The organism is Roseateles aquae (assembly GCF_032337115.1).
In the GTDB taxonomy this organism is placed as follows: domain Bacteria; phylum Pseudomonadota; class Gammaproteobacteria; order Burkholderiales; family Burkholderiaceae_C; genus Roseateles_C; species Roseateles_C aquae.
This window is the reverse complement of record NZ_JAVXZY010000002.1, coordinates 120,234-131,737: the sequence shown is the minus strand read 5'-3', so window position 1 is coordinate 131,737 and position 11,504 is coordinate 120,234. Positions and strand designations below refer to the sequence as shown.

10 protein-coding genes are annotated in these 11,504 nt (G+C 65.6%); all 10 read left to right on the top strand.

Features of this window, described 5'->3' with window-relative positions:
* Window positions 1-22: 22 nt before the first annotated feature.
* The 10 genes from RQP53_RS05940 to RQP53_RS05895 all read left to right on the top strand — a co-directional run bounded on the left by RQP53_RS05940 (window position 23) and on the right by RQP53_RS05895 (window position 11,493).
* The gene (locus RQP53_RS05940) at window positions 23-1,135 is read left to right on the top strand and encodes a 2-oxo acid dehydrogenase subunit E2 (protein WP_315649310.1); all 1,113 of its coding nucleotides are present in this window, start codon (window positions 23-25) and stop codon (window positions 1,133-1,135) included.
* A gap of 41 nt (window positions 1,136-1,176) precedes the next feature.
* On the top strand, window positions 1,177-1,440 hold the full coding sequence (locus RQP53_RS05935; RefSeq protein ID WP_315649309.1) for an acyl carrier protein: 264 nt from the start codon (window positions 1,177-1,179) through the stop codon (window positions 1,438-1,440).
* Between the two features lie 209 nt (window positions 1,441-1,649).
* A complete protein-coding gene (locus RQP53_RS05930) occupies window positions 1,650-2,543 on the top strand; it encodes a LysR family transcriptional regulator (protein ID WP_315649308.1) in 894 nt (297 codons plus the stop codon).
* A gap of 13 nt (window positions 2,544-2,556) precedes the next feature.
* Window positions 2,557-3,981 carry a 3-isopropylmalate dehydratase large subunit gene (gene leuC, locus RQP53_RS05925; protein ID WP_315649307.1) on the top strand — a complete coding sequence of 475 codons (1,425 nt, stop codon included), beginning with the start codon at window positions 2,557-2,559 and terminating at the stop codon, window positions 3,979-3,981.
* Window positions 3,982-4,015: 34 nt separating this feature from the next.
* Window positions 4,016-4,663 (top strand): 3-isopropylmalate dehydratase small subunit, encoded by a 648-nt coding sequence (leuD, locus tag RQP53_RS05920; RefSeq protein ID WP_315649306.1) that lies wholly within the window; start codon window positions 4,016-4,018, stop codon window positions 4,661-4,663.
* Window positions 4,664-4,687: 24 nt separating this feature from the next.
* Window positions 4,688-5,791 carry a 3-isopropylmalate dehydrogenase gene (leuB, locus tag RQP53_RS05915; protein WP_315649305.1) on the top strand — a complete coding sequence of 368 codons (1,104 nt, stop codon included), beginning with the start codon at window positions 4,688-4,690 and terminating at the stop codon, window positions 5,789-5,791.
* Window positions 5,792-5,883: 92 nt separating this feature from the next.
* Window positions 5,884-7,014: an aspartate-semialdehyde dehydrogenase gene (gene asd / locus RQP53_RS05910; protein WP_315649304.1), complete on the top strand. Its 1,131-nt coding sequence runs from the start codon at window positions 5,884-5,886 to the stop codon at window positions 7,012-7,014.
* 246 nt (window positions 7,015-7,260) lie between these two features.
* A complete protein-coding gene (locus RQP53_RS05905) occupies window positions 7,261-9,909 on the top strand; it encodes a FimV/HubP family polar landmark protein (RefSeq protein WP_315649303.1) in 2,649 nt (882 codons plus the stop codon).
* 106 nt (window positions 9,910-10,015) lie between these two features.
* Window positions 10,016-10,804: a tRNA pseudouridine(38-40) synthase TruA gene (gene truA, locus RQP53_RS05900; protein WP_315649302.1), complete on the top strand. Its 789-nt coding sequence runs from the start codon at window positions 10,016-10,018 to the stop codon at window positions 10,802-10,804.
* Window positions 10,805-10,848: 44 nt separating this feature from the next.
* Complete coding sequence (locus tag RQP53_RS05895) at window positions 10,849-11,493, top strand: phosphoribosylanthranilate isomerase (RefSeq protein ID WP_315649301.1); 645 nt, start codon at window positions 10,849-10,851, stop codon at window positions 11,491-11,493.
* Window positions 11,494-11,504 lie beyond the last annotated feature (11 nt).

Sequence of the window (11,504 nt, the reverse complement as noted above, 5' to 3'; positions counted from 1 at the left end):
GCCCGTGCCGGAGTGCCAGGACATGGCTGTTGCAATCAATGTTCCCCGCGTCAACAACAACGATGACGAGGTCAAGCTGGTCCAGCTGAATGTGGCTGTGGGTCAGCGCGTCGAGGTGGGCGAGATCGTCGCCGAGGTCGAAACGGACAAGGCGGTGGTCGAGATCGAGGCGCCGGCCGCGGGCTATGTGCTGGCGCTGCGTGGCGAGATCGACACGCAGCTGCGAGTCGGTTCGGTGCTGATCTGGCTGGGCGAAACGGCTGAGGAAGCGGTGCCCGACGAGGGCGCGGCTGCCGTGTCGGGCGACGCTGCAGCGGCCGGCGCTGAAGCCGCTCCCACGGCCAAGGCCTTGTTGCTGCTGCGCCGCCATGGCCTGCATGCCGATCAGGTACCGACAGCCGGCGCTCGCTTGACGGCGGCCGATGTTGAGGCTTACGTGGCCCGGCGTGGCAGCAGCGCTGCGCCCGCTGGCGGACGAGGCCGCGCGCCCGAAGCCTCGGCCAGCAGCATGGCGGTGGCCGGCAGCGTGCAGGCGCTGGCCTCGCATGAGCGCGGCATGCTGGCCACGGTCAGCTGGCAGCGCGATCATGCGGTGCCTGGCTATATCGAGATCGAGTACGACCAGGCGCCTTGGGCTTCGGCGGCCAAGCAGTTCCAGAGCGAGCGCGGCGGCCTCTTGAGTCCCTTGCTGCCGCTGATGGCGGCCAAGTTGGCCCGTCTGGCACGCGACAACCCCAAGATCAATGCCACGCTGGTGGAGCAGGGCCGCTATGAGTTTGGCCAGGTCAATCTGGGCTTCACCGTGCAGGTCGGCGAGGTGCTTTACCTGACCGTCGTCGAAGACGCGGCCCAGAAGGAGGCGGCGCAGGTCGTCACCGAACTGGTGGAGTTGCAGCGCCTGGCCAATGCGCACAAGCTCTCGCCGCAGCAATGCACCGGTGCCACCCTGGGCTTTTCGAGCATGGCGCGCTGGAAGGTGGGGCGCCACATCCCGGTGCTGTCGCCCTACACCAGCCTGATGGTGGCCCATACCGCCGTCGATGACGAGCGTGGCGTGCTGGGCGCCACCTATGATCACCGCGTGCTGACCGGTGCCGATGTGGTCAAGGTCCTGAAACTATTGAGCAAGCCCTGAGCACCGCTGTCGGCGGCGGGGCCAGTCTGGAGCAAGAACGAATGAGTCTGAATCGCGACGAGGTCCTGCAGGCCTTGAAGAAGAAGTTGGTCGAACTGGCTGAGATGCTGGGCAACGATGCCAGTGACGTGCAGCCCGGCGAATCGATTCCCGAGGGCGGCTATCTGGATTCCGCCGCGCTGCTGGAGCTGGTGAGCTGGTTCGAAGGCGCCTATGACCTGAGCATTCCGGCCGAAGATCTGACGCTGGAAAACCTCGGTTCGCTGGAGGCGATGTGGGCCTATCTGCAGCGCCGCAAAGCCTGATTTTTCGCCTTTCGGCTTCGCTGATTGCGAAGTCTTAATTGTTTGATGGCAGAATTGCCGGGTTCCAACGAACGCTAAGCTGCGTTCAACGGTTGTTTCCCGGAGTTGTTCGTGCCAGAGAAGTTCACCCCCCGCATGCCTGGTCGCCGCACGGCGATGGCCGCGGTCGTGAGCGGCCGTCAGCTCCGCGCCTGCAGCGAGGGCTGACGATGCGACTGGACCTGACCACCCTGAACCTGGTGCTTGCCATCGAGCAAACGCGCTCGATCACCCGCGGCGCCGAACGTGAGCATCTCGCGCTGGCCGCCGCCAGCAAGCGGGTCTCCGATCTCGAATCAAGGCTGGGCGTGCAGCTGTTCGAGCGCCGTGCCCGCGGCGTCGAGCCCACCGAGGCCTGCCGTGCGCTGGTCCGCCACATCCGCTCGCTGCATGCCTCGCTGCATGCGCTGGAGAGCGAGGTGGTCGAGTTCGCCCGCGGCATCAAGGGCCATCTGCGCCTGGCCGCCAATGCCGGCGCGATCGCCGAAGCCCTGCCGCCCGATCTGGCCTCGTTCTCGCAGGCCCATCCGCAGATCCGCATCAGCCTGGAAGACCAGACCAGCGCCGAGGTCCAGGCCGCCGTGGCCGAGGGCCGCGCCGATGTCGGCGTGTTCACCGCCCCCTTGCTGGACAACCGGCTGCAAACCTGGGCTTACCGCAGCGGCCGGCTGGGCGTGCTGGTGCCGGCCAAGCATGAGCTGGCCACGCGCGAATCGCTCAGCTTTGACGATCTGCTGGAACATGATCTGGTTGGCCTGCACAGCGGTGCGGCGGCCCAGGAATTGATGATGAACGAGGCCATGGCCCGCGGCCGCACGCTGAAGGCGCGGCTGCAGGTCCGAGGCTTTGACGCCATCGCTCAGCTGGTCGAGGCCGGCATGGGCGTGGCGGTGCTGCCGGATGCGCCGGCGCGGCGTTTTGCCCAGGTCTTCGCAGTCAAGCATCTGCGCCTGGATGAACCCTGGGCCCAGCGTGACTATGTTTTGGGTGTGGCGCGCCAGGAGCGCCTGCCGACCGTGGTGCAGCGCTTTGTTGATGCGCTGTGCCCCCAGCCTGCTTCCTGACGGAGAGATAGCGATGACGCAACGTACGCTGTACGACAAGCTCTGGGACGAACACGTCGTCCATACCGAAGAGGACGGCACGGCCGTGCTCTATATCGATCGCCATCTGGTCCATGAGGTGACCAGCCCGCAGGCCTTCGAAGGCCTGGATCTGGCCGGCCGCAAGGTCTGGCGTCTGTCGGCCAATCTGGCGGTTAGCGACCACAATGTGCCGACCACCGACCGCAGCGCTGGCATCGCCGATCCGGTCTCGCGCCTGCAGGTCGACACGCTGGACAAGAACTGCGATCGCCATGGCATCACGCAGTTCAAGATGAACGACCGCCGCCAGGGCATCGTCCATGTGATCGGGCCGGAGCAGGGCGCCACGCTGCCGGGCATGACCGTCGTCTGCGGCGACAGCCACACCTCCACCCATGGCGCCTTTGGTGCGCTGGCCCATGGCATCGGCACCTCCGAGGTCGAGCATGTGCTGGCCACGCAGACGCTGCTGGCCAAGAAGGCCAAGAACATGCTGATCCGCGTCGAGGGTCAGGTCTTGCCCGGCGTCGGCGCCAAGGACATCGTGCTGGCCATCATCGGCAAGATCGGCACCGCCGGCGGCACCGGCTACACGATTGAGTTTGCCGGCTCGGCGATTCGTGCGTTGACGATGGAAGGCCGGATGACGGTCTGCAATATGGCCATCGAGGCGGGCGCCCGCGCCGGCCTGATCGCCGTCGACGACACGACGATCAACTACTGCAAGGGCCGCCCCTTCAGCCCCAGCGGTGTGGAGTGGGATCTGGCCGTGGCCTACTGGCGCACGCTGCATTCCGACGCCGGCGCGCATTTCGATGCTGTGGTCGAACTGGATGCCGCGCAGATCCGCCCGCAGGTCACCTGGGGCACTTCGCCGGAGATGGTGCTGTCCATCGAGGACCGCCTGCCCGACCCGGACAGGGAGCGCGATGCCGTCAAGCGCAGCGCCATTGAGCGCGCCCTGACCTATATGGCCCTGGAGCCGAACAAGGCGATTGCCGACATCCGCGTTGACAAGGTCTTCATCGGTTCCTGCACCAACAGCCGTATTGAGGACATGCGTGAGGCCGCCGCCGTGGTCAAGCGCATCGCCGGTGGCAGCGGTCGCCGTGTTGCCAGCAATATCAGGCAGGCACTGGTCGTGCCGGGCTCGGGGCTGGTCAAGGCGCAGGCCGAGGCCGAAGGGCTGGACAAGATCTTCAAGGCCGCCGGCTTTGAGTGGCGCGAGCCGGGTTGCTCGATGTGCTTGGCGATGAATGCCGACCGGCTGGAGCCGGGCGAGCGCTGTGCCTCGACCAGCAACCGAAATTTCGAAGGGCGCCAGGGCGCCGGTGGCCGCACCCATTTGGTCAGCCCGGCGATGGCCGCGGCGGCCGCCATGGAAGGCCATTTCGTCGACGTTCGTCGGCTGGCATGACCCCCGCGCTTCGGCTTGGCAACAGGATCATCAAATGCAAAAGTTCACCATTCACACCGGCCTGGTGGCACCGATGGATCGCGACAATGTCGACACCGATGCCATCATCCCCAAGCAATTCCTGAAGTCGATCAAGCGCAGCGGCTTCGGCCCCAATCTGTTCGATGAATGGCGCTATCTGGACAAGGGCGAGCCCGGGCAGGACCCGGCTTCGCGCAAGGCCAATCCGGATTTCGTGCTCAACCAGCCTCGCTTTGCCGGCGCATCCATCCTGATTGCGCGCAGCAATTTCGGCTGTGGCTCCAGCCGGGAACATGCACCGTGGGCGCTGGAGCAGTACGGTTTTCGCGCGCTGATTGCGCCGAGCTTTGCCGATATCTTTTTCGACAACTGCTTCAAGAACGGCCTGCTGCCCATCGTGCTGCCGGCGGCTCAGGTTGACCGGCTGTTCGACGAGGTCGCTGCATTTCCGGGGTATTCGCTGACCGTGGATCTGGAGCGGCAACTGGTGCTCAAGCCCGACGGCACGGGACTGCCATTCGAGGTGCAGCCGTTCAGGAAGTTCTGCCTGCTCAACGGCTTTGACGACATCGGCCTGACGCTGCGTCATGCCGACAAGATCCGCGCCTATGAAGCCGAGCGCATCGCCACCAAGCCCTGGCTGAACCAACGCATCGGCTGAGCGCCGGCGAACAAGGAAACGACCATGAAGATTGCAGTCTTGCCCGGTGATGGCATCGGCACCGAAATCATCGCCGAGGCGGTGAAGGTGCTGAGGGTGTTGGACCTGAGCTTCGAGCTTGAGACCGCGCCGGTCGGTGGCGCTGCCTACGAGGCGGCTGGTCATCCGCTGCCGGAGAGCACGCTGGCGCTGGCCAAGGCCGCTGACGCCGTGCTTTTTGGGGCCGTGGGCGACTGGAAGTACGACAAGCTGGAGCGGCGTCTGCGTCCCGAGCAGGCCATCCTCGGCTTGCGCAAGGAGTTGGGTCTGTTCGCCAATTTCCGCCCGGCCATCTGCTACGAGCAGCTGACCCATGCGTCCAGCCTCAAGCCCGAGTTGGTGGCGGGTTTGGACATCCTGATCATCCGTGAGCTGACCGGCGACATCTACTTTGGCCAGCCGCGCGGTCGTCGCACGGCCGTTGATGGCCATTTCCCCGGCAGCGAGGAAGCCTTTGACACGATGCGCTATTCGCGTCCGGAGATCGAGCGCATTGCCCATGTTGCCTTCCAGGCGGCACGCAAGCGCAACAAGAAGGTCACCAGCGTCGACAAGGCCAATGTGCTGGAGACCTTCCAGTTCTGGAAGGACGTGGTGACCGAGGTGCATGCCCAGTATCCAGATGTGGAGCTGGAGCATATGTACGTGGACAACGCGGCGATGCAGCTCGTGAAAGCGCCGAAGAAATTCGACGTCGTGGTCACCGGCAATATGTTCGGTGATATCCTGAGCGACGAAGCGGCCATGTTGACGGGTTCCATCGGCATGCTGCCTTCGGCCTCGCTGAATGCGGCCAACCAGGGCTTGTACGAGCCCAGCCACGGCAGCGCGCCCGATATTGCAGGCAAGGGGATTGCCAATCCTCTGGCCACCATCCTTTCCGCCGCCATGATGCTCAAGTTCTCTCTCAACCAGCCAGAAGCAGCCGCCCGTATCGAGGCGGCGGTTCAGTCCGTGCTGGCGCAGGGCTTGCGCACGGCCGACATCTGGTCGGAAGGCACGCGCAAGGTGAGCACGGTCGAGATGGGTGATGCCGTCGTCGCAGCGATTGCTGCCGGCACCACCATGACCAAAACCATTAAGGGCTGATCCAGCTCCGGTTCGTCTCGCCCCCACAGACCCGGCGAACGAGCCGGAGAAGGACCAAAGGGTTTGTGGTGTGAGATGACAAAGGAAGCAAGATGACGACTCTCGTAGGTTTGGTGGGCTGGCGCGGCATGGTGGGCTCGGTGCTCATGGACCGGATGACAGCCGAGCGCGATTTCGACCTGATCGAACCGCTGTTCTTCAGCACCTCGAATGCCGGCGGCAAGGCGCCTGCCCAGGCCAAGAACGAAACCCAGCTGCAGGATGCCTATCACATCGCGCAGCTGAAGCGTTGCGAGATCATCATCACCGCCCAGGGCGGCGACTACACCACCGAGGTCTTCCCCAAGCTGCGCGCTGCCGGCTGGAATGGCCACTGGATTGACGCCGCCTCGACGCTGCGCATGGCCGATGACGCCGTCATCATCCTCGACCCGGTCAATATGCCCGTCATCAAGGACGCGCTGGCCAAGGGTGGCCGCAACTGGATTGGCGGCAATTGCACCGTGTCCTGCATGCTGATGGGCGTGGGTGCCTTGTACAAGGCCGGGCTGGTCGAGTGGATGAGCACGCAGACCTATCAGGCGGCTTCGGGCGGCGGAGCCCAGCATATGCGCGAACTGCTGACGCAGTACGGCACGCTGAATGCCGAGGTGCGCGCGCTGCTGGACGACCCCAAGAGCGCCATCCTGGAAATTGACCGCAAGGTGATTGCCAAGCAGCGTTCGCTGTCGGCCGCCGAGACGGCCAACTTCGGCGTGCCGCTGGGCGGCTCGCTGATTCCCTGGATCGACAAGGACTTGGGCAGCGGCCAGTCCAAGGAAGAATGGAAGGGCATGGCCGAGACCAACAAGATTCTCGGCATGGGCGAGGGCTTTGGCTCGAGCGCCGTCCCGGTCGACGGTTTCTGCGTGCGCGTCGGCGCAATGCGCTGCCACAGCCAGGCGCTGACCTTCAAGCTGAAGAAGGATGTGCCGCTGGCCGATATCGAGGCCCTGATCGCTGCCGACAACGAGTGGGTGAAGGTGGTGCCCAACACCCGTGAGGCCACCGTGCAAGACCTGACCCCGGTGGCGGTCACCGGCACGATGACCATCCCGGTCGGCCGCATCCGCAAGCTCGCCATGGGCCCGGAATACCTCGGTGCCTTCACCATTGGCGATCAGCTGCTGTGGGGCGCGGCCGAGCCGCTGCGTCGGATGCTGCGCATTCTGCTGGCTCAGTGATATCCCTGAGCTGAGTCCATCGCCCGTTGCCGGCAAGCGACAAGCTGGTAACGGGTGGTGAACCATCCCCCTGTCAAGGGTGGAATTCAGCCTTTGCGTGAGCAAATCCGCGTATATGCTTGCTGCTGTTGTGATTTCGGATCGCATGAAGAGCAGGGTCAGCATCGTGTGGGCTGTGCACAATACAAACATCGTCGGAACGGGCGGACACCTGCAGGTGCCCGCCTTGTTGCTTTGGGGGACGCCTTGAAAATTCATCCTGGCGCGTATGCGCGCTTTGCCCTGACCCATGTCGCGGTCGCTGCCCTGTCGCTGGCCTGCGGCTCGGCCTGGAGCCTTGGTCTTGGTCGCCTGACCGTCCAATCGGCGCTTGGTGAAACCCTGAAGGCGGAAATTGACGTCAGCAGTCTCAGCGCCGAGGAAGCCAGCAGCCTGCGCCTGCGCATTGCGCCGCCGGACGTCTACAAGAGCTCGGGCATCGAATACAACGCGGTGCTGACCGGCACCCAGGTGCAGCTGGCGCGTCGAGCCGATGGCCGCCCGGTGCTGCGTCTGAGCAGTGATCGTGCCGTCCAGGAGCCCTTCATCGATGTGGTGCTGGAGCTGAACTCCTCCAGCGGTCGCCTGGTGCGCGAGTACACGCTGCTGTTTGATCCGCCGACGCTGGCCCGCCCGGTGCCGCCGCCTGAAGTCAATGCGGCGCCAGTGATCGCTGCCGCTCCGGCGGAAACCGCGCCTGTCGCACCGCGCCCGGCGCCCGCTACCGCAGCGCCTGCGCCCACGCCGGCACCGCGCCCGCCGAAGGCTGAAGCACCGCGCCCTGAGCCTAAACCGGCCCCAGCCCCAGCCCCGGTTGCTGCGGCACCCAAGCCCGAGCCACGGCCTGCCGCACCTGCGCCTGCCGCAACCGCAGCGTCTGAATACGCGGTCAAGCCGGGCGACAGCCTGTCCAAGATCGCCGCCAAGACTCAGCCGGCTGGCATCTCGCTGGACCAGATGTTGGTCGGCCTGTATCGCAACAACCCGGAAGCCTTCCTGGATAGCAATATGAACCGCCTGAAGGCGGGTGTCGTCTTGCAGGTGCCCAGCGGCGAGGCCTTGGCTTCGCTGACGCCGGCGGAAGCGCGCCAAGTGATTCAAGCGCAGAGCGCTGACTTCAACAGCTATCGCCAACGCCTGGCCACCGGCGCGCCGCTGCTGCCTTCGGAGGGCAGCGAACGCCAGGCCAAGGGCCGTGTGCAGGCCGAAGTCGCCGAGCGCAAGTCTTCGGCGCCGGTTGCGCCGGACAAGTTGACGCTGTCCAAGCCTGCGGTGGCCGGCGGTGAGCAGAAGGTCTCCAAGGACACCGAGAAGAAGGATTCAGCGGCCCGCGTGGCCGAGTTGACGCGCAATGTCGAGGAGCTGAAGAAGCTGTCCAGCGCGGCCAAGCCCGCGGCTGCACCGGCGCCTGCACCAGTTCCCGCACCGGTTGCAGCACCTGCGCCGGCGCCTGTCGTGGCTCAAGCCCCGGCGCCGCAGCCGGCGCCAGCGCCAGCGCCAGCGCCAGCGCCGGAAGCGGCACCGGTGGCCTCGGCGGCAGCGCCCGCCATGCCTGTGCCCAAGCCCGCAGCCTCCAAGCCGGTGCCCAAGCCGGCCGCCGTGCCGCCGGCGGCCGAGGAGCCAGGCTTCTTCGACGAATTGATGAGCAGCTCGCTGCTGCTGCCGCTGGGCGCTGGTCTGCTGGCTGTGCTTGGCGTGCTCGGCTTCCTGCGCAGCCGCAACCGCCGTCCGGATCTGAAGGCTGAAACAGCCTTCACCGAAAGCCGTCTGGCGCCGGATTCCTTCTTCGGCGCCAGCGGCGGCCAACGTGTCGATACGCGTGATGGCAGCAGCGGTCAATCCTCGATGAGCTACTCGCTGAGCCAGCTCGATGCCATCGGGGACGTCGACCCGGTGGCCGAGGCCGATGTGTATCTGGCCTATGGCCGCGATCTGCAGGCCGAGGAAATCCTCAAGGAAGCGCTGCGTTCCAATCCCGAGCGCATGGCGATTCGCTTGAAGCTGCTGGAGGTCTACGCCAAGCGCCGCGACGTCAAGGGCTTTGAGCAGCTGGCCATCCAGCTCTTCGCCGAGACCCATGGGCAGGGCGAGGATTGGGCCAAGGCGCAGGAAATGGGCCGTCAGGTCGATCCAGAAAACCCGCTCTACCAGCCTGGTGGTGCGCCTCAGCTGCTGAACGACAACGATCCGCGCCCCGAACCGATGGACGCCAGCACGTTGCCCGCGGCTGGTGCGCATCTGGCCACCGAGCCGCTGGCCCGCGCCAGCGACCCGGGACCGTCCAGCATCATGGGCTTGGACCTCGATCTGGACCTCGGTTCGCCGTCGCCGACCGCCCTGGAAGCCACGCAAGCGATGGCCGCCAGCGTTGAGCAGGTGCCGATGCCGATGGACTTCGACCTCGACACGCCGGCGCGCAGTGCCGATGCCCCGGCCAAGGCTGCGGCGGCCTCGCTGGAATTTGATCTGGATGAGCTGGGTGACTTTGACCAGGCGACGGTGGCCTCGTCGCTGCAGGTCGAGATGCCGACGCCCAACGCGTTGGACTTTGATCTCTCGTCGATCGATCTGGACCTGCCCGTTGGTTCCGCTGAGCCGGCTCGCCCGACCGCCATCGATCCGGTCAACTCGCCGGACTTCCCGACCATGCCTTCGCCGGCCGACACGCTGGCCGATGCCATGCAGGCACTGGCCGGCGATGAGGGCGACCCGCTGATGCGTCAGCTGGAGCTGGCCGACGAGTTCCGTCAGATCGGCGACGTTGAGGGCGCGCGTGATGTGCTGCAGGAGTTGGTCGGCAAGGCGACCGGACCGCTGCGCGACAAGGCGCAAGCGATGCTGGACGAGCTGCGCTGACCACGCAAGGTACCCGCCGCTCTGGCTGCGGGCATGACTGCCAAGGCGCTCGGCTCGGCCGGGCGCTTTTTTCTTTCTGGTACTTCTTGGTGATGTGGGTGACGCAATGACGGTAAGGGTGGCGCTGGGTGTCAGCTACCGCGGTGAGGCCTACCGCGGCTGGCAGAGCCAGCCCGGCGGGCAGACGGTGCAGGATGCCTTGGAGTCTGCGCTGAGCCAGTTTGCGGCCCAGCCGATTCGTACGCTCTGTGCCGGCCGTACCGATGCCGGTGTGCATGGCCTGAACCAGGTGGTGCACTTTGATGCGCCAGTGGAGCGCGAGCCTTTTTCCTGGGTTCGCGGCACCAACCGCTATCTGCCGCCCGATATCGCCGTCCAGTGGTGCGCGTTTCCGCCGGCCGACTTTCATGCCCGCAACTGGGCTCGCGGCCGACGCTATGCCTATTTGCTGCTGCAGTCGCCGGTGCGGCCGGCCATCGAATTCGGCGCCGCCGGCTGGGTGTTCAGGCCGCTCGATGGCGCGGCCATGCGCGAGGCGGTGACGCATCTGCTCGGCGAGCATGATTTCAGCTCCTTCCGCTCGGCCGAGTGCCAGGCGGCGTCGCCGATCAAGGTGCTGCGCGCGATCGAGATCAGCAAGCGCGGCGCCTACTGGCGCTTCGAGTTCGATGCCTCGGCCTTTCTGCACCATATGGTGCGCAACATCATGGGCTGCCTGATCGCGGTCGGCACCGGTGTGCGGCCGCCCGAGTGGGTGGCTGAGGTGCTGGCGGCGCGCGACCGCAAGGTGGCGGCGCCGACTTTCGCGCCGGACGGACTGTACTTCGTCGGCCCCTACTACGACGCCGAGCTGAAGTTGCCGGAACAGACCGCCGCGATGGACTGGCTGCCCTGAGGCCTTGCGCGTGGGCGAGGGGCTAGGCCTGAGATACTGCGCCCATGAGCCGAACCCGAATCAAGATCTGCGGGCTGACCCGCGAGGCCGATGTCGATGTGGCGGTGGAGGCAGGGGCCGACGCGATCGGCTTTGTCTTCTATGCCAAGAGCCCGCGAGCGGTGACGCCGGCGCGTGCTGCCGAGCTGGCGCGAAGGCTGCCGCCTTTTGTGACGCCGGTGGGCCTGTTCGTCAATGCCACTGAGGCCGAATTGCAGGCGGCGCTGCAGGCCTTGCCGCAGATGCTGCTGCAGTTCCACGGCGACGAGAGCAGGGCGGATTGCGAACGTGCGGCCCGCCCCTATCTGCGTGCCGCGAGGATGGAGCCGGGTTTTGATTTGCTAGACTTCGCGTCTCGGTTCTCCAGCGCCCAAGGCCTGCTGCTCGACGCTCATGTCGAGGGCTATGGCGGCGGCGGAAAGGTATTTGATTGGTCACTCATTCCACGAAACGTGCCCTCTCCAGTCGCTTTATCTGGTGGGTTGCATGCCGGAAATGTGATCGAAGGGATTCTTCGGGTACGGCCCTGGGCCGTTGACGTCAGCTCCGGTGTCGAGGAGGCCAAGGGCCTCAAGAGCGCCACGCTGATGCGTCAATTCTGCGAGGCCGTCCGCGAAGCGGATGCGCGCCTTGATGAAGCTTCCACCTGAAGGCAAGAATT

Excerpts from the sequence above, each read along its gene's own strand:
- RQP53_RS05895 (WP_315649301.1), top strand. The coding sequence starts at position 10,849 with ATGAGCCGAACCCGAATCAAGATCTGCGGGCTGACCCGCGAGGCCGAT.
- RQP53_RS05940 (WP_315649310.1), top strand. The coding sequence starts at position 23 with ATGGCTGTTGCAATCAATGTTCCCCGCGTCAACAACAACGATGACGAG.
- leuB (WP_315649305.1), top strand. The coding sequence starts at position 4,688 with ATGAAGATTGCAGTCTTGCCCGGTGATGGCATCGGCACCGAAATCATC.
- leuC (WP_315649307.1), top strand. The coding sequence starts at position 2,557 with ATGACGCAACGTACGCTGTACGACAAGCTCTGGGACGAACACGTCGTC.
- leuD (WP_315649306.1), top strand. The coding sequence starts at position 4,016 with ATGCAAAAGTTCACCATTCACACCGGCCTGGTGGCACCGATGGATCGC.
- asd (WP_315649304.1), top strand. The coding sequence starts at position 5,884 with ATGACGACTCTCGTAGGTTTGGTGGGCTGGCGCGGCATGGTGGGCTCG.
- RQP53_RS05935 (WP_315649309.1), top strand. The coding sequence starts at position 1,177 with ATGAGTCTGAATCGCGACGAGGTCCTGCAGGCCTTGAAGAAGAAGTTG.
- RQP53_RS05930 (WP_315649308.1), top strand. The coding sequence starts at position 1,650 with ATGCGACTGGACCTGACCACCCTGAACCTGGTGCTTGCCATCGAGCAA.
- truA (WP_315649302.1), top strand. The coding sequence starts at position 10,016 with ATGACGGTAAGGGTGGCGCTGGGTGTCAGCTACCGCGGTGAGGCCTAC.